The sequence below is a fragment of the Photobacterium angustum genome, from assembly GCF_003026365.1.
Taxonomy (GTDB): domain Bacteria; phylum Pseudomonadota; class Gammaproteobacteria; order Enterobacterales; family Vibrionaceae; genus Photobacterium; species Photobacterium angustum.
On the sequence record NZ_PYOM01000015.1, the window covers coordinates 1 to 17,757 of the forward strand.

General features: G+C 40.0%; 13 protein-coding genes and 4 tRNA genes. 8 read left to right on the plus strand and 9 right to left on the minus strand.

From position 1 onward, the window contains the following. The first annotated feature begins 612 nt into the window (after nt 1-612). The 4 genes from CTN01_RS15465 (at nt 613) to CTN01_RS15480 (ending at nt 3,813) form a co-directional block, all read left to right on the plus strand. Nucleotides 613-1,383, plus strand: coding sequence for an ABC transporter ATP-binding protein (locus CTN01_RS15465; protein ID WP_045127723.1), 771 nt, complete (start codon nt 613-615; stop codon nt 1,381-1,383). Nucleotides 1,384-1,502: 119 nt separating this feature from the next. After that, on the plus strand, nt 1,503-2,279 hold the full coding sequence (locus CTN01_RS15470) for an ABC transporter substrate-binding protein (protein ID WP_005369222.1): 777 nt from the start codon (nt 1,503-1,505) through the stop codon (nt 2,277-2,279). Nucleotides 2,280-2,377: 98 nt separating this feature from the next. Next, the gene (locus CTN01_RS15475; protein ID WP_045084321.1) at nt 2,378-3,118 is read left to right on the plus strand and encodes an ABC transporter permease; all 741 of its coding nucleotides are present in this window, start codon (nt 2,378-2,380) and stop codon (nt 3,116-3,118) included. A 5-nt stretch (nt 3,119-3,123) separates the two neighbouring features. Continuing rightward, the gene (locus CTN01_RS15480; protein WP_005369220.1) at nt 3,124-3,813 is read left to right on the plus strand and encodes an ABC transporter permease; all 690 of its coding nucleotides are present in this window, start codon (nt 3,124-3,126) and stop codon (nt 3,811-3,813) included. Nucleotides 3,814-3,882: 69 nt separating this feature from the next. Here the strand turns inward: CTN01_RS15480 and grxB are convergent, their stop codons facing one another. From grxB to budC, 4 genes are all read right to left on the minus strand, one after another. Further along, on the minus strand, nt 3,883-4,533 hold the full coding sequence (grxB, locus tag CTN01_RS15485; protein WP_045127724.1) for a glutaredoxin 2: 651 nt from the start codon (nt 4,531-4,533) through the stop codon (nt 3,883-3,885). Nucleotides 4,534-4,599: 66 nt separating this feature from the next. Beyond that, nucleotides 4,600-5,406 carry an exodeoxyribonuclease III gene (gene xthA, locus CTN01_RS15490; RefSeq protein WP_045127725.1) on the minus strand — a complete coding sequence of 269 codons (807 nt, stop codon included), beginning with the start codon at nt 5,404-5,406 and terminating at the stop codon, nt 4,600-4,602. 125 nt (nt 5,407-5,531) lie between these two features. After that, nucleotides 5,532-7,715 carry a vWA domain-containing protein gene (locus CTN01_RS22690; protein WP_045148253.1) on the minus strand — a complete coding sequence of 728 codons (2,184 nt, stop codon included), beginning with the start codon at nt 7,713-7,715 and terminating at the stop codon, nt 5,532-5,534. A gap of 248 nt (nt 7,716-7,963) precedes the next feature. Continuing rightward, nucleotides 7,964-8,725 (minus strand): meso-2,3-butanediol dehydrogenase, encoded by a 762-nt coding sequence (gene budC / locus CTN01_RS15500; RefSeq protein ID WP_045148254.1) that lies wholly within the window; start codon nt 8,723-8,725, stop codon nt 7,964-7,966. A gap of 472 nt (nt 8,726-9,197) precedes the next feature. Between budC and CTN01_RS15505 the strand changes: the two genes are divergently transcribed. Continuing rightward, the gene (locus CTN01_RS15505) at nt 9,198-9,440 is read left to right on the plus strand and encodes a GlsB/YeaQ/YmgE family stress response membrane protein (protein WP_005369214.1); all 243 of its coding nucleotides are present in this window, start codon (nt 9,198-9,200) and stop codon (nt 9,438-9,440) included. Nucleotides 9,441-9,516: 76 nt separating this feature from the next. Here CTN01_RS15505 and CTN01_RS15510 read toward each other — a convergent pair whose 3' ends face one another. The 5 genes from CTN01_RS15510 to CTN01_RS15530 all read right to left on the minus strand — a co-directional run bounded on the left by CTN01_RS15510 (nt 9,517) and on the right by CTN01_RS15530 (nt 11,910). Continuing rightward, nucleotides 9,517-11,178, minus strand: coding sequence for a response regulator (locus CTN01_RS15510; RefSeq protein ID WP_045148256.1), 1,662 nt, complete (start codon nt 11,176-11,178; stop codon nt 9,517-9,519). Between the two features lie 189 nt (nt 11,179-11,367). Further along, nucleotides 11,368-11,452 (minus strand) — tRNA-Tyr (locus CTN01_RS15515). Between the two features lie 68 nt (nt 11,453-11,520). Further along, nucleotides 11,521-11,605: transfer RNA gene (locus CTN01_RS15520), tRNA-Tyr, on the minus strand. Nucleotides 11,606-11,673: 68 nt separating this feature from the next. Further along, a tRNA-Tyr gene (locus CTN01_RS15525) sits at nt 11,674-11,758 on the minus strand. Between the two features lie 67 nt (nt 11,759-11,825). Then, nucleotides 11,826-11,910, minus strand: a tRNA-Tyr gene (locus CTN01_RS15530). A gap of 180 nt (nt 11,911-12,090) precedes the next feature. Here CTN01_RS15530 and CTN01_RS15535 point away from each other — a divergent pair. From CTN01_RS15535 to rluF, 3 genes are all read left to right on the plus strand, one after another. Then, nucleotides 12,091-13,176 carry an efflux RND transporter periplasmic adaptor subunit gene (locus CTN01_RS15535; protein WP_045148257.1) on the plus strand — a complete coding sequence of 362 codons (1,086 nt, stop codon included), beginning with the start codon at nt 12,091-12,093 and terminating at the stop codon, nt 13,174-13,176. Continuing rightward, a complete protein-coding gene (locus tag CTN01_RS15540) occupies nt 13,176-16,301 on the plus strand; it encodes a multidrug efflux RND transporter permease subunit (RefSeq protein WP_045148259.1) in 3,126 nt (1,041 codons plus the stop codon). The genes CTN01_RS15535 and CTN01_RS15540 overlap by 1 nt, the downstream gene beginning before the upstream one ends. Before the next feature lie 226 nt (nt 16,302-16,527). Next, nucleotides 16,528-17,646 (plus strand): 23S rRNA pseudouridine(2604) synthase RluF, encoded by a 1,119-nt coding sequence (gene rluF, locus CTN01_RS15545; protein WP_045148260.1) that lies wholly within the window; start codon nt 16,528-16,530, stop codon nt 17,644-17,646. Nucleotides 17,647-17,757: the final 111 nt, after the last annotated feature.

The following is a 17,757-nucleotide window of genomic DNA, read 5'->3' on the forward strand; positions in this document are numbered from 1 at the left end:
CGTATATATGACGTTAAAATTGGCCAATAAATTCAAAAAAAATTTAATTGTTACTAAAAAATGTGAATAACCATTTTTATTGTAATGTCATCTTATTTTTTTTGTTAAATATCTCAAAGGACATACTAGATAAGTAACATAGTCACTTATCATGATATGCATTTTTGAGTCATTTTTATTCTTCAAACAACCATAGCAGACAAAGATCAGAATGCGAGTTTTTGAGCATCTTTGTCCTTTGTAAAAATCACTATAAAGATGCCAACTGTTTTTTCGTCAATATCAAGTCAATAAAATAGACATAAAATAAAATATTGCTCAAATCTTACCAGTTGGTCTTTTATCCTTTTGTTATGTCACTCAAAAAAGGTTGTTCTCCTTCTTATAGAAAAAGTGAACATAAAAATATAAATGACTATTTATGCTGTTTTTTTGTATATAAAGGCAGTTTATGGTGCTGATTGGTATATGTCGGTTAGGTTAATGAAATGTTGCAATCGTGAATTTCAGATGATACTTTCAAAAAAGATGATTTTTAATGAAATGTCGTGCTTTGCTATAAATTGGCATACGAGTAGTAGATAATTTCTAAAGGGACAGGAGTATGCGCGCATGAAGGATGACGTGGCGCTAGAAATTAAGAACCTGCATAAATCTTTTGGTGACAATGAGGTATTAAAAGGTATTTCGCTGACGGCAAGAAGAGGTGATGTCGTCTCGATTATTGGTTCATCGGGATCAGGAAAGAGTACTTTTTTACGTTGCGTTAATTTACTTGAGACCCCTACCCAAGGCGAAATTTGGGTGAATGGTGAATTGATTAAAATGCACAATAATCGTCGTGGTGAATATTTACCTGTTGATGATAAGCAAGTTCAGCGCATTCGTTCCCGTTTAGCCATGGTATTTCAAGGCTTTAATCTATGGTCTCATATGACAGTATTACAGAATGTGATTGAAGCGCCGGTGCATGTGCTCGGTGTCCCCAAAGCAGAAGCGATTGAAAAAGCGGAAGCCTTACTCAAAAAAGTGGGCTTATTTGAACGCCGTAATTATTATCCTGCACATTTATCTGGCGGTCAGCAGCAGCGTGCAGCGATTGCTCGAGCCCTTGCTGTTGATCCTGAAGTGATGTTATTTGATGAACCTACATCTGCCTTAGACCCAGAACTGGTGGGTGAGGTGTTAGGTGTGATGCAAGATTTAGCGCAAGAAGGCCGTACCATGCTGGTGGTCACTCATGAAATGGCTTTTGCCCGCGATGTATCCAATCAAGTGATGTTCTTACACCAAGGCCTTGTTGAAGAGCAAGGTCATCCCGATAAGCTATTTACCCAGCCTGAATCTGAAAGATTGCAGCAATTTATTTCGTCTATTTACTAAACTTAGGGTTATCGACTAAGACACAGAGGCTAACCCTCTGTGATTGGGTAACCGTACAAATAGTACAAGGTTCACAGCATGGCTTGGTGTGAACAATTAAACGTAGCAGGAGAAGCGATATGAAAAAATGGATTTTAGCCGCAACATTAATTTCAGCGATGGGTGCATCAGCAGTACAAGCAAAAGAGTGGAAAGAAGTGCGTTTTGGTATTGAAGGCGCTTACCCTCCTTTTAGCTGGACTGAGCCAAACGGTGAGCTGAAAGGTTTTGATGTGGATATGGCAAACGCGCTTTGTACGCAAATGCAGGTGAAATGTAAAATTGTAGCTCAAGATTGGGATGGCATTATTCCATCTCTGCTTGCTCGTAAATACGATGCAATCATTGCTGCAATGTCTATAACCGAAGAGCGTAAAAAGAAAATCGATTTTACTGGTAAGTATGCTCTTATCCCGAACAAGTTTGTTGCAAAAAAAGGTACCGAGCTCGACTTCACTAAAGAAGGCCTTAAAGGCGTGAAGATTGGTGTTCAACGTGCAACGACTCATGACAAATACTTAACGGATAATTTCGGAGAGTCTGTTGAAATTGTTCGTTATGGCTCATTTGACGAAGCTTATCTAGATTTAAAAGCAGGTCGTATTGCTAGCGTATTAGGTGATGCATCAGCACTAGAGGAAGGTTTGCTAAATAAAGATGGTGGTGAAGGCTTTGAATTTATCGGTCCATCATTAACGGATCCTAAATGGTTCGGTGAAGGTTTTGGTATTGCCGTGCGCAAACAAGACAAAGATCTAACCAAAAAACTGGATGAAGCGATTCTTGCACTGCGTGAAAACGGCCAATACAAGCAGATCGCTGATAAGTATTTCAAATATGACGTTTACGGTCAGTAAGTCATAAATGAATAAAGAGCACTTAGTTTTTAGTTGGGCGACCTCGTCAAAGGGCTAAGCTAAGTGCTCTCTTATTCGAACAATGAAGGAGTATGACGTTGTTCGATTTATATGGATATGGATGGTCTTTAGCTCAAGGAGCGATGATAACAATACAAGTGGCACTGCTTTCTCTTTTATTAGCAGCAACACTGGGTATGTTAGGCGCTTTAGCAAAACTCTCACCTTACCGTTGGGCGCGTGCTATTGCCACTATTTACACTACAGTTATTCGCGGTATCCCTGATCTTGTATTAATGATGCTGATTTTCTTCGGTGGTCAGATGCTGCTGAATGATAGCTTGTATAACATCAACGAGTGGCTAAATAATTATTTTACTCAGTCAGATCCTAATCATGAATGGACGAGTTATTTACCCGATTATATTGAGATCAGCCCATTTGTCGCGGGTATTTTAACAATTGGTTTTATCTTTGGTGCTTACATGGCGGAAACGTTCCGTGGTGCGATTTTAGCGGTAGATAAAGGTGAACTAGAGGCCGGTAAAGCCTATGGTATGAGTGCTTTTTTATCCTTTCGTCGTATTTTATTGCCACAGATGATCCGTCATGCTTTGCCGGGGTTTGGTAATAACTGGCTAGTTTTGTTAAAAACCACCGCACTGGTATCAATTATTGGCCTTGATGACATGGTGCGTAAGGGCGCATTAGCCGCAGGCACAACGCAGAAACCTTTTACTTTTTACTTTACCGTTGCGATTGTGTTCTTAATTTTTACCTCGATATCGACCTTGGCATTGAATTGGGCCGAGCGTAAATACAGTATTCCGACGAGGTAGAGCCGATGGACTTAAGTATTTTTACAGAAAGTTGGGAAATCTATCTAGAAGGTTTTTACACCACTGTTTGGATGGTTACCGTTTCGCTAGTGATCGGTTTAATTTGCGCGATCCCCATTGGAATGATGCGAAATAGCAGTAATAAATTTATTGCGTTTCCTGCGTGGGCATATATTTATTTCTTTCGTGGTACGCCGCTATTGATTCAGCTTTATCTTATTTATTACGGATTAAGCCAAGTTATCAATGTTCAGGGCACAATGTGGCAGGAAGCATGGTTCTGTGCGTTAGTTGCTTTCATTTTAAATACTGCCGCATACACTGCTGAAATTATTCGAGGCTCTATTAATAGTATGCCGCAAGGTGAGATAGAAGCGGCGAAAGCTTACGGTATGAGCCCATTTCAAGCGTTTCGTCGTATTATTCTTCCAAGTGCATTACGACGGGCGTTACCAGCATACAGTAATGAAGTGATTTTCATGGTTCATGGCTCAGCCGTTGCCGGTATTGTGACAATTGTTGATTTAACTGGGGCCGCGAGAATCGTAAACTCTCGTTACTACGCACCGTTTGAATCTTTCTTGTTTGCTGGGCTTTGTTACATGGTGCTGACGTTTGCCATCATCTGGGTATTTAAAAAACTAGAAGCGCGGTATTTACGCCATTTACAGCCATTAACTGAGATAACAGATTAATCGGTTAAATAAAAAAGCTCAGCAGGCTAATAATAGATGCTGAGCTTTTTGTTTTATAGACGCTCTTTTTTATACAGCCACATCATCATAAAGAGGGACAGAAGTCAGTGCAGCGATTTCATCAATGTATTGACGTACGCGAGTTGGGTATTTGAGCCCTTTCACGACGGTTAAGTTACGCAGCATTGGGAATAGATGAATATCATCATAGCTAAGTTGGTTGCTACGCTCAGAAGGTAGTGTTACCCATTCTAATGTTTGCAGCGCTTTATTGGCCAGTTCAATGTAGTGCGAAGAGTCTTCAAAAGCTTGTTCAAAGCTGACGGATAACATTGGTGTTTTCTTGTTGTAGAACCACGTTTTTGCTTCTTCAACCTGAAACTCTGGTAGATCTACTTTTAGCCAGCGTGGGTAGAGCAGGTAGGGTACACAATCTCGTGCTGCTTCAGCCCATTGTACTAATTCATCTTGATGTACTTCAGGCGTTAGAACAGGATTGCCATCGTTGTTGTCGATAAATTTGACGACATCTAGGCTCTCAGCCATATAGCTACCATCAGGCTTTTGTAAAATAGGTACCATGTTAGCGCCTACTTTTTCGATACGTGCATCAATATCGTGGTTTTGTAGGTAAACCAGTTCAACATCGGCTTTTTTTAAGCCCGCAATCATCATTGCTTTTACGCAAAAAGGGCAATGATCAAATACAAACAACTTCATAATAAGTCCCTTGTGGTGAAGTAGAGTGAAGATAAAAAAGGTGAGTAGAGACTCACCTTTTATTGATTATTTGAAGACAGACCAAATAGGTGCGTGATCCGATGGCTTTTCGATGCCACGTAATTCGTAGTCGATATCTGATTCAATACAGCGCTCTGCTAGTGATGGCGTAGCAAGAATAACATCAATGCGTAGACCTCGATTATCAACAAAGCCTTTCGAGCGGTAGTCAAACCATGAGTATTTATCATCTACCGTTGGGTGAAGTTGACGGAAGGTATCGACAAAGCCCCAGTCTAATAAGGTTTGTAACCACTCACGTTCAACAGGCTGGAATGAACACTTACCTGTTTTTAGCCAGCGTTTAGCATTAGCAGGACCAATACCTATATCTAAATCCGTAGGGCTGATATTAATATCGCCCATCACGATCAATTCTTCATCGTTAGTGTGGGCAGTATTTAGGTAATTCATCAGATCAGCGTAGAACTTCTCTTTTGCAGGAAATTTAGTTTCGTGCTTAATATTATCGCCCTGTGGGAAATAACCGTTCATCACAGTGATGTTCTTTCCATTGCCTTGCTTAAAGGTGGCCATGATCATTCGACGTTGAGCATCTTCATCATCGGTTGGGAACCCTTTTTGTACGCTAATTGGCTCTTGCTTACATAGCATCGCAACACCGTAATGGGCTTTTTGACCATGGAAGTAAACTTTGTAGCCCATCGCTTCAACATCCGCTAAAGGGAAGGCTTCATCATGAACTTTGATTTCTTGTAAGCCGATCACATCCGGCTGATGCTTTTCAATTAAGGCTTGAAGTTGGTGAAGGCGGGCGCGTAGCCCGTTGATATTGAAGGAGATAACTTTCATCATTTATTCCGATTTCTGTCAGTTTTTGTCCGGATAGAGGAAGATACTAACATAGAAAATAAGAGTAGGAACCTTGTGAAAGAAAATAGGCCCAACGAGAGTTGAGCCTATTAAATGGCAAATGATTAATTTGTTTTTTGAGCTTCTACATATTGATATCCAATCTCAATACTAGCTCCAGTCGTTGGAATAGCATTTCCCGTAAATATAATCTTTTGTGCTAATGGATAATATTCCCACCCATTTAATTTACTACGGTTAATCAATTGCCCGTCAACGGTCACCGCAATAGATGATGATAAGATACTATTAATTTTAGCCATTGATAAATCATAGCCAGCAGCAATAACTCCTGAGTTTTGAGCAATAAGTTCAACGAATGTTTTGTATTCTTTAACTTCATTGATATTCAGTGATTTACCTAATGTTGCATTTGCTAAATCATCATATTGACTATATTTAGCATGCTGAGGCTGAACAATAGCATAGACTTTGTATTGGTTATCAACGAATAAATTACTGTTTGGATCGAAAGGTTTCTGTGGTTTTGGATAATAACCGTACTGACTTGGTTCATCACTCATGATGATTACTGAAAGAGAGGCTCCTTGACGAGGGTATCCAGCTAAGGCAACAGTACCTGTTGTTGGCGTCAGTGCTTTTTCTGCAAAATAAATTCCTTTTTCAATCGTAGAACCATTAATGCCTGGCTTTAAGTCTATTTCAATCTGAGCTTGATCGTTTGTAAAACCATTGCCACGTAAAATATCGCTATCTGTAGTAATTACGCCAATGTTAAAATCAACGGCTGCTTCATTCATTGTATTGATAAAGTCAGTTGTGAGTGTACTTATTTCATCTTGTTCATCACTCATACTACCTGAATTATCAATGACAAAGAGGAAGTCTGACTTTGCTGTTTTTTGCTCTAATGCCGCGTAATTGTCTTTATGTAATTTTAAGGTTGTACCAATAGGTGCGGTAATACTCTCAGATGTTGTTGATGCTATTAGATCTGAATATAATTCCGCTTTATCTTTGGTAACCAGTGTTGCAGTAATTACTGCTGTTTCTGTTGATTCAGTAAAGCTGATAGAAATATCAAACTGGAATCGTTTTTTTTCTATTTCTGATTGTGCCGGTATGAGAGTATCAATGTTACCACCGATCTTATTAACGGCTATTTTTTTCATAATATCAGAAAGTAAGTCGGTTGGTTTTTTAGCTATGTTCAACTCAATATTATAACTAGCCGCTATATCACCGTTACTGAGAACTGTTTTTGAATATTCTTTAATACTGCCAGTGTTTAATGACTTTATAGTATTTAATAAAATATCATTTGCATTCTTACCCTGATTTAATGGTTTTCGTTCACTTACGAAACCGACTAATTCGGTTGACTCTGGAGTCATAATACTTTTTGCTTGGGCATTTGTTGTGATAGGTTTTGCATAAATGACTGCACCAGTAATATCACCAGATATTGATTTTGTTTGATAGCTTTCAGGTAAATATACTTGTTTGCTGTTTAAAGCAATACTTGTTACTTCACTTTTTAGATAAGAGACATTAATAGATATTTTTTTTGTTTGAATTGATTTGTTACCGTTATCATCAAATGTACTTAAGCGAAGCTTATAAGTTTCTGTTCCTTCACTTTTTCCTACAGTTACTTTTAATAATTCAGGCTTAGATAAATCTTCAGGTGTTAGAAGGTTTCCCTTATCATCTGTCCATTCAAAAGTTGAATTTTCTGGAATATTGGAAACGATAGCTTTAATTGTAATGGTGGAATTTGGCTCAGTAATTGAGTTAGTAGTCGTGAGTGCGTTAATTAGAGCATCAGGTGGCGTTAACTCACCTTTTGCACATAGAATAATATTATCCTCTACTTCATCAGCATCAAGTGCGGCATTCCCATTTTTATCTACACCATAGATAACGTCTTGCCCGCCAAGTTCACACTGACTATCACCTTTGGTGATCATGCCTATATTGACAATTGCTTTATTCAGTAGAGTTTCATCTTCACCATTTTTATTAAGTGAACCGTCATTACATATAGATTTGTCGGTGGTTTTTTCATTATCATCCAGAGTATTGTTATTATTTTCATCATAACCAATAATAAGTTGTATCCCGCCAACACTACAGATTTCATTTCCTTCGGGTAATGTTACTTTTTCTATTAGTGCGAATTGATTTTTTTCTGAGGATTTTTCTACATTATCAGTTGATTCACTATTACAACCATAAAGGCTAGCAATAGATAGAGTTAGTGCAGATAATTTTAATATTTTATTCATTTTAAACCTAGCATCTGATTTATTGAGTGAAATACTAGAATAAATGCAAAAAAAAGCTTTTTTAATGGGGTTACAATATTTAACTGGAATATGAGATATCTATCGAGAATGGTTTTTTTAGTTATTGTTGATGGGTGATTTATTTGTTATTAAAAAATTGATAATGATAAAAATAAGGTGACGAGAAAGATAAAGAGCCGCCTTCGGTAGATATATACCCAAGTCACTTGGGTATAGGTTATTTATGATTATGCAACGATTTTAGGTTGACCGTCAGAAGCGGTAACACCACCATCTACAGGTAGGTTAACACCGTTTACAAAGCTTGCATCATCACTTGCTAAGAAGCTCATTACCGCTGCGACTTCTTCAGGTTCTGCTGCACGACCAAGCGGAATACGTTCGTTAAACTTATTGCGGATATCTTCCGGCCAGCCATTAGTCATATTGGTTTTCACTAGGCTTGGGCATACAGAGTTAACACGTACACCTTGTAGGCCAAAATCCAGTGCAAGCACACGAGTTAAGTTAACAATAGCGCCTTTGGATACGCAGTAGTAAGCCGCTCCCCAGTCAGCACCTAAACCAGAAACAGAGGCATTATTAACAATACAGCCTTTGCTTTCGATCAAGTGAGGTAATGCATATTTCGAGTAGTAAATAGCACCATTAATATTTACGCTAGAGATCTTCTCCCAATCTTGAATGCTACCGTCTAATATTGTGCCTGGAATATGTACGCCAGCATTATTGATTAAGATGTCAATCTTATTGAAATTCTTAATGGTTTGATCAATAAGGTTTTTTACTTCAGCTTCATTTGAAACATCGGTTTTAACACACAGTGTTTTTTCTGCAATTAACTCACTGTGTATTTTATCTAGTGCGTCTTGATAAAGATCTGCTAGAACGACAATTGCGCTTTCAGAGGCAAAACGGTGTGCCGCAGCTTTACCCATACCATTACCCGCACCTGTGATAACGACAACTTTTCCTTCAAATCTGTTCATAGCTAGCTCTTACATCATACAAATGGAGGCGCTATATTAAGTCTCTCACTGATACGCGTTTGTGATGAAGATCGCTTATTCTTTTTAGGTATCGAGAAGGGATGAATAGCTAAATATAAAGTTGTTTTTTCTGAAATATATTTTAATAATTTATTCATATTTACCTTCTGCTAAGTATGTCAAATAAATAAATCAGTGTTTTATTTGGTGGTGAAAGAATTTAATTTTAATTGGATGAATAAATATAGTTATTAAAAATCAATATATTAGATTTTTAATAACCGTCTATTTTTAGTAGGAAATTTAGGTCATGATAAAAAGAGATAAAAAAGAAGTACTTTACTTGTACTGAGCTAGTTATCAGGTCTATGCTGGGTGAATACGAAATACTCAAACATATTGTTTTAAAAAGTATTTTTATGAATAAGGTGCAGTAATTATCTTGTTACTGCCACGGATGAAGGAAAATATAATGTCTATTATCACTTGGATTATTGTTGGCCTTATCGCAGGCGCACTAGCTAAATGGTTGATGCCTGGAAATGATGGTGGCGGTTGGATTGCTACATGTGGCTTAGGTATTGCTGGTTCTTTTGCTGGTGGTTTCCTTGGTTCACTGTTGGGTATTGGCGCATCAGGTTTTGTTGGCACAATCGTTGTTGCTACAGTTGGTGCATTAGTACTGCTATTTATCTATAACCGTTTTATTCGCTAATTTCACTTTATTTACAAGTAAATAGCGTAAAATTGAGTATAAGAATGAGAGCCTAGCGTGTATCACGCTAGGCTTTTTATATATTTGTAGCTAAATGATTGATAACCATTGGTTGTGTTGATTCTTGTTTTTCTATGATTTCCTTTTTCCAAGGCGCAAGAGGGGTTGGCAATGGGAGTGTTGTTAGTTGCTTGGTGTACTCTAACAGCTCTAGATTTTGATAATCTTGCTGATTGATCAAGCTATCACAGTAACCGAGTATGGCCTCACTGCATTGTGGGTAGTCATGCAAAATGGTTTTATACAATGCGCCAGCTCTTTTGGGATCGTCTGATAGATTAATCTTTGCCGTTTCTAAGTGACTGACTAGTAGTCGAATATTTTCAATGATCAGCTGCTTTTCTTTTAGCTGACTTAAGCGATATTGACTATGACCATCAAGCTCTGAACGGGTCATAAGGGCTTGGTATATTTCCCCAATTAAGCGTGTTTCACCAAAGCTGATAAGTATAGGCAGTGCATCTATCATGACAATGGACGGTGCTTGATGCATTACACCGAAAAAAGGTTTAAGCCCTTGAAATAGTCGTCTTTTCGCTTTGGTGATTTGTTGATCTGTATAGTTAATTCTAGCCATCACTACATTCGCGAAAGCATCGAGCAGATAACGTTGTGTTTCCTGTAATCGTTGCGTAGCAAATTGATGGATCTGTTTGATTTCATTTTGTAGTCGATAGCTATGCTGAGTTGATAGTTGGTTCGTATAGATTTGCTCAAATATAGCGGTGTATTCAGCAAAGTGTACCAACCACAGATTATCAATGATCGGAAGGTGTGTTGAGAGTGTCTTTCCTGCTTGTAGAAAGATCTCTATTTCATTCATATCAGCAGCAAGTTGGGCGACCAGTAGGGCACGATGTGGTATCGTTGGCGTAAGTATAAGTCCTTGCTGGGCAATACTTAACGCACTTTCGAATTGCTTATTTTGTTGATAGAGGCGTGCCAATTTATCATAGGCAGCAACACAAAGTGGCACCTGTTTGATTAATAACTTTAGTTGGCTTATCGCTTCTGGAATATTACCTTGACCCGCGAGCAGCTGCGCTTCGATTAAATTAAGTTTGTGATGTTGAGAGCGTTGCTTAAAAAGCGTAAGTAATTGCTCAGCTTGTTGCCATTGTTTCTGCTCCATCAAAAGTTCAAGCAGCAGAACCTCAATATGAAGGTTATGACCTTGCTCTCGTAATAATTGGCGACAGAGTTGAATCGCTTGCTCAATATTGTTCTGATCTAAGGCGTCATAAATAGGCTTTCTTTGTAAGCAAACGTGATAAACGTTTCTAATTCGCTGCTTTAGCGTGCCGACATTAATGGGTTTCGTGAGGAAGCAATCAGGATCGATACCCATTGTGGTTGAAATAACCTCGGGTGAGCGATCGCCAGAGAAAAAAATCACACCACAATTTGAGGTAATGATATTTTTCTTACGCAGCAAGGTGAGCAGCTCACCACCATTGATGTTTTGATTAAGATGAAAATCAAATAAAACAATATCGTAACGATGATTTTGACAAAGTTGAATGGCTTGTTGGTAGCAAGTGGCGATATCAATGGATTTTATTGCTGTTTTTTCTAAAACACTTTTAACTAATTGCGCACACGAAAGTTGATCATCAACGATGAGCACTTTTATGTTGTTCCACTTTTCTTGTTCTATTTCCGTGAAACTTGAAGTCATAACCTATCCATAGTGTTGTTATTATTGATGTTATCAAGATCAATATGACTTCTAATGCTTATTGATCATAGTTTACAAATTAACGACATAATCAAATTATAGCAATTATTTTACGGGGATTTTTTAGGATGTTCAGAGGGAAAACTTCAGATAGAAAAAACCAGCAGCCGAAGCTACTGGTTTGAATGATGGTGGTGGGGGAAGGATTCGAACCTTCGAAGGCAGTGCCGGCAGATTTACAATCTGCTCCCTTTGGCCACTCGGGAACCCCACCACGGGGTATTACTTATTGTTTGGCGTTCGCCAGAAAAGATGTCAGTGACAACAGCTTTTCAAAATAGATGGTGGTGGGGGAAGGATTCGAACCTTCGAAGGCAGTGCCGGCAGATTTACAATCTGCTCCCTTTGGCCACTCGGGAACCCCACCACGGGGTATTGCTTATTGTTTGGCTTTCGCCAGAAAAGACGTCAGTGGCGACAGCTTTTCAAATTAGATGGTGGTGGGGGAAGGATTCGAACCTTCGAAGGCAGTGCCGGCAGATTTACAATCTGCTCCCTTTGGCCACTCGGGAACCCCACCACGGGGTATTGCTTTTTGTTTGGCTTTCGCCAGAAAAGACGTCAGTGCGACAGCTTTTCGAATTAGATGGTGGTGGGGGAAGGATTCGAACCTTCGAAGGCAGTGCCGGCAGATTTACAATCTGCTCCCTTTGGCCACTCGGGAACCCCACCACAAGTGCGGGGCGGATAATAGCAAACATTCGGATCCTGTAAAGACTTTTCTTTTAAATACCGAGTGTTTGCCTGAATTTTCATCAGATTACCAATTGTTGCTTATATTTACATTTCTTGACGTTGCTAAAGCGTAGATTCAGATATGATTGCGGCAGGATTATTTATGGTGTGTTAATAATGAAAAAAATGGCCGTAGCAATATTAGTAACTGCAGTGTTATCTGGTGGTTACTTCTACTTTCAGGGAACCTCTCATGCTGCGCAAGAAAAGAAGGGTGCGCGATCTAGCCGTGTTGTGAGTGTCACGACGGGAACGGTCTCTTCTATGCCTATCGCTCAATCACTTTCTTTAACCGGAAAGTTGCAAGCTGAGCACTCTGTAAATATTGCAGCAGAAACATCTGCACAGATTAAAAACATCGAGGTAAAGCCAAATCAACGTGTTCAAAAAGGCACGCTATTAATTCAACTTAATGATGACAAAGCGAAAGCGGCTTTTGATGAAGCTCTAGCCTATTTCAATGACGAGCAACGTAAATTAAACGAATTTAAACGCTTAGTGAAACGTGGTGCGATCACTCAAACGGAAATTGATGCGCAGACGACCAGTGTCAATATCGCTCAAGCTCGTTTAAAAGCGGCGCGTGCCGAGCTTAATGATCATATGATCCGCGCGCCTTTTAATGGCACAGTTGGACTCTTTGATTTCAGCCAAGGGCATCGTGTTGCTGAAGGCGTGGAACTGTTGACGTTTGACGATCTTTCGACAATGCGATTAGACATTCCTGTTCCTGAACAATATCTCTCACACCTTGTACCGGGAATGAAAGTTGTCGCAACAAGCCAAGCATGGCCTGATCGTGTGTTTAATGGTGAAGTACAAGCGATTGATTCACGTGTTCAAACCGATTCTTTAAATATCAAAGTTCGAGTGGTATTTGATAACAAAGATAATGCACTTAAGCCTGGGATGCTGTTAGCGGCAGATATAGGTTTTGTCCCACAATCTAAAGCGATAATTCCGGTTCAAGCGATTGAATACTCAGGAACTAAACGCTTTATCTACCTTGTTGACGATAAACAAAAAGTCCATCGAACTGAAGTGGAGCTTGGTGCCCGTATTGATAATACAGTAGTCGTTAATAAGGGGGTAGAGATTGGCGATCGTATTGTTGTTCAAGGATTAGTGAATATGCGAGATGGAATAAAAGTTTCGGATATAACAGCAAAAAAGAATGATTCACAGCATGGAGCAAGTAGCTAATGTGGTTATCAGACATTTCGGTTAAACGCCCTGTTGTTGCCATTGTTTTAAGTTTATTGCTGTGTGTGTTTGGTGTGGTGTCTTTCTCTAAATTAGCTATAAGAGAAATGCCTGATGTGGAAAGCCCAGTTGTTACCGTGATGACTACATATGACGGCACATCAGCGACGGTAATGGAAAGCCAAGTCACCACTCCGATCGAAGATGAGTTGTCAGGTATTAGTGGCATTGACAACATCACCTCGATAACACGAAATGGTATGTCACGTATTTCGATTGAATTTTCGATGGATTGGGACCTTACTGAAGGTGTCAGTGATGTGCGTGATGCGGTTGCCCGTGCTCAACGGCGTCTACCTGATGATGCGAGTGATCCTATTGTATCTAAAGACAATGGTTCAGGTGAGCCTGCCGTTTATATAAATTTGTCCTCATCAGAGATGGATCGTACGCAGTTAACTGATTACGCCCAGCGGGTATTAGAAGATCGTTTCAGCTTAATTAATGGGGTGAGTTCAGTCAGTTTAAGTGGCGGCCTGTATAAGGTGATGTACCTAAAACTGAAACCTGAATTAATGGCAGGTCGTGGCGTTACCACCAAAGATATTATTGACGCGTTACGTGATGAAAACGTTGAATTACCTGGTGGTGAAGTACGTAATGACCAAACCGTGATGGCTGTGCGAACAGCACGTTTATACCGCACGGCCAATGATTTTAAATACCTGACGGTTAGAACCACAGAAAATGGTACGCCGATTTACTTAAAAGATGTGGCTGATGTTGCGATTGGTGCAGAAAACGAAAATTCAACCTTTAAAAGCAACGGAGTTGTTAACTTAAGTTTAGGCATTGTCACTATGTCTGATGCTAACCCATTAGAAGTGGCAAAAGATGTTCGCGCAGAAGTCGCGCGAATGCAGAAGTTCTTACCTGAAGGGACGAGTTTAACGGTTGATTATGATGCAACGGTATTTATAGAGCGCTCAATCAGTGAAGTGTACAGCACATTATTAGTCACGGGTGCTTTGGTTATTTTGGTGCTTTATGTCTTTATTGGACAAGCACGCGCAACCTTAATTCCAGCGGTAACGGTGCCTGTATCATTAATTTCAGCGTTTATTACCGCGTACTTCTTTGGTTTTTCTATCAATTTGCTGACCTTAATGGCATTAATACTTGCTATCGGGTTGGTAGTCGATGATGCCATTGTGGTGGTTGAGAATATTTTCCATCACATGCAGCGCGGTGAATCACCATTGCTTGCCGCGTATAAAGGTACCCGTGAAGTGGGGTTTGCGGTGATTGCGACCACAGCGGTACTGGTGATGGTGTTCTTACCGATTTCCTTTATGGAAGGCATGGTAGGACGCTTATTTACTGAGTTCTCAGTATTGCTTGCGATGGCGGTCATCTTCTCTTCATTAATTGCGTTAACTTTAACGCCTGTAATGGGGAGTAAAATCTTAAAAGCCAATGTAAAACCAACTCGCTTTAACCTATGGGTGAATCGTCAGTTTGATAAGCTTGAAAATGTCTACCGCAAAGGCGTTACGTTTGCTGTTAAAAAACGCTTTATCGCACCGATTGTTGTATTAGCGTGTATTGGCGCAAGTGCCGCGTTGATGAAGGTGATCCCTGCTCAATTAGCGCCACAAGAAGATCGCGGTGTATTGTTTGCCTTTGTAAAAGGTGCAGAAGGTACCAGTTATAACCGTATGATCGGCAATATGGATGAAGTTGAAAGCCGTTTGCTGCCAATGTTGGGCAAAGACGTATTGAAATCTGTCAGTATCCAATCACCTGCATTTGGTGGTCGAGCAGGAGATCAAACTGGTTTTGTGATCATGCAGTTAGAAGATTGGCAAGATCGCACAGTATCGGCACAACAAGCATTAGGCATGGTGAGTAAAGCACTAACGGGAATTCCTGATGTGCGTGTTATTCCAATTATGCCAGGCTTTCGTGGTGGTTCTTCTGAGCCGGTTCAATTTGTACTCGGTGGCTCTGATTATCAAGAGTTGTTTAAGTGGGCATCGGAGCTAAAACACATTGCAGAAGACAGCCCAATAATGGAAGGGGTTGATTTAGATTACGCAGAAACCACGCCTGAATTGATGGTTAATATTGATCGTCAACGTGCGGCGGATTTAGGGATTCCGGTTTCAGATATTGCAGAAACATTGGAAGTGATGTTGGGCGGACGTAGTGAAACTACTTTTGTTGAGCGTGGTGAAGAATACGATGTTTACCTGCGTGGTGACGAGAATCGCTTTAATAGCTCTGCTGATCTTAGTCAGATTTATTTACGTGCGAAAAACGGTCAACTTGTCACGCTTGATACCGTTGCTTCGATTGATGAAGTCGCCTCAGCGCAGAAGCTTAGCCATAACCAGAAACAGAAATCGATCACGTTAACGGCGAATTTGTCTGAAGGTTACACCTTAGGTGAAGCGTTGGATTTCTTGGATCAACAAGCGATAGAGAAGTTACCATCGGATATTACGATTAACTATGCGGGAGAGTCGAAAGACTTTAAAGATAATCAAAGCAGTATTGCCATTGTCTTTGGTTTAGCCTTGCTAGTGGCTTACTTAGTTCTTGCTGCGCAGTTTGAAAGCTTTGTAAACCCGCTGGTGGTGATGCTGACGGTTCCTATGGGGATCTTCGGTGGCTTAGCTGGTTTATGGCTAATGGGGCAAGGGCTCAATATCTACAGTCAAATTGGTATGATCATGCTTATTGGTATGGTAACCAAGAACGGTATTCTGATTGTAGAATTTGCTAACCAATTGCGTGATAAAGGTGTTGAGTTTGAACAAGCGATCATTGATGCATCAGTACGTCGTCTGCGTCCAATATTAATGACAGCATTTACTACTTTATTTGGCGCAATTCCGCTGATTATCTCAACGGGAGCAGGGGCTGAAAGTCGTATCTCTGTGGGTACTGTGGTGTTCTTCGGTATGGCGTTCGCGACCTTAGTGACCTTGTTTGTTATTCCTGCAATGTACCGCTTAATGGCAGGTAAGACGAAATCACCAGGTTATGTCGAAAGCTTGTTAGAAAAAGAGCTGCAGCATGATTATACAGGGCGCATTAGCCATGGTGATTTACCTAAATAGATGCTCTCTTTATAGAGAACGTTATTAAAGAGTTAGCTTAATAAAAGGCGATAAGGACAAACCTTATCGCCTTTTTAATTTACCTTTTTATCGGTGCAAGCTTACGGCGACTACCTCTTTAGTGAGCAATCAGTTAAACTTCTGCATAGATAACTATCGAGTAATTAAACTGCACGTTTGCAGCTTTTTACCCTGATCGTCCTAAAGCCCTTTATAGAAGAAAACCATGTCACAGAATCCAACTGAACAGCAGAGCCCAAAAGGGGTTCGTCTTAATAAATTCATTAGTGATACAGGCTATTGCTCACGCCGTGAGGCGGACAAGCTGATTGATCAGGGACGCGTCACTATTAATGGTCAAAAACCAGAGATGGGCGTACGAGTAATGGATAACGATGATGTGCTTATTGATGATAAGCCACTTCGTAGCAAAGAACGTCCAATTTATATCGCGCTAAATAAGCCAACTGGGATCACCTGTACAACTGAACGTCATATCGAAGGTAACATCGTTGATTTTATTGGTCACCGCAAGCGTATTTTCCCTATTGGTCGTTTAGATAAGCCATCAGATGGCTTGATCTTCTTAACTAATGATGGCGACATCGTTAATAAGATCCTACGTGCGGGTAACTCTCACGAAAAAGAATACGTAGTCCGTGTTGATAAAGTGATCACGCCTGAATTCCTAGAGAAAATGGCGTCAGGTGTTGAGATCTTAGATACGGTAACCTTGCCTTGTAAGGTAACGAAAGAAACGAATTTCTCTTTCCGTATTGTGCTAACTCAAGGTTTGAACCGTCAGATCCGTCGTATGTGTGAAGCGCTTGGTTATGAAGTATATAAGCTTCGCCGAGTACGTATTATGAATATCACTATTGATGGTTTACCTAATGGTAAGTGGCGTTACTTAACTGATGATGAAATCGGTGAAATTAACCGTTTAATTGCACAATCATCAGGTACCGAAGAAGCATCAAAAGTTGATGCTGAAGGTCGTAAAATTGCTAAAGCCACCGATGCGAAACTTTACGATCACCGCCAGCAAGAAGCGCGTAACGAAAAGCGTGCTCAAGAAAAAGCGTTCAAAACCTACAGTGGTACGGGTGAATTTACTCGTCGTCCTGGCGGTCAGCGCCAAAATCGCCGCAATGAAGAAGACAGTGAATCTCGCCAACAGCGTGGTCAAGGACGTAACAGTAACGGGCGCAATAGCAATGATCGTAATGGCCAAGGTCGTAATGATAATCGTCGTCCAGCGCGTACTTCAGATCGTGATTCAAAACCAAGTTTTGGTGGTAAAAGTACTGGCATTAAAAAGTGGAAATCTAAAAGAGAAGATTAATACACTTAAATAGATAAATAACGCCCTTTAGTTTCTTATACATTCTCTAGACAGAATGGATAGTTTAAAGGGCGTTTTTATTGGTGCGTAATTCGATGTATAAATAAGGAA

Bases quoted from the DNA above. Each gene is read 5' to 3' on its own strand.
- CTN01_RS15470 (WP_005369222.1), top strand. From the start codon at position 1,503: ATGAAAAAATGGATTTTAGCCGCAACATTAATTTCAGCGATGGGTGCA.
- CTN01_RS15535 (WP_045148257.1), top strand. From the start codon at position 12,091: ATGAAAAAAATGGCCGTAGCAATATTAGTAACTGCAGTGTTATCTGGT.
- CTN01_RS15480 (WP_005369220.1), top strand. From the start codon at position 3,124: ATGGACTTAAGTATTTTTACAGAAAGTTGGGAAATCTATCTAGAAGGT.
- CTN01_RS15505 (WP_005369214.1), top strand. From the start codon at position 9,198: ATGTCTATTATCACTTGGATTATTGTTGGCCTTATCGCAGGCGCACTA.
- CTN01_RS22690 (WP_045148253.1), bottom strand. From the start codon at position 7,715: ATGAATAAAATATTAAAATTATCTGCACTAACTCTATCTATTGCTAGC.
- xthA (WP_045127725.1), bottom strand. From the start codon at position 5,406: ATGAAAGTTATCTCCTTCAATATCAACGGGCTACGCGCCCGCCTTCAC.
- rluF (WP_045148260.1), top strand. From the start codon at position 16,528: ATGTCACAGAATCCAACTGAACAGCAGAGCCCAAAAGGGGTTCGTCTT.
- CTN01_RS15540 (WP_045148259.1), top strand. From the start codon at position 13,176: ATGTGGTTATCAGACATTTCGGTTAAACGCCCTGTTGTTGCCATTGTT.
- CTN01_RS15465 (WP_045127723.1), top strand. From the start codon at position 613: ATGAAGGATGACGTGGCGCTAGAAATTAAGAACCTGCATAAATCTTTT.
- grxB (WP_045127724.1), bottom strand. From the start codon at position 4,533: ATGAAGTTGTTTGTATTTGATCATTGCCCTTTTTGCGTAAAAGCAATG.
- CTN01_RS15510 (WP_045148256.1), bottom strand. From the start codon at position 11,178: ATGACTTCAAGTTTCACGGAAATAGAACAAGAAAAGTGGAACAACATA.
- budC (WP_045148254.1), bottom strand. From the start codon at position 8,725: ATGAACAGATTTGAAGGAAAAGTTGTCGTTATCACAGGTGCGGGTAAT.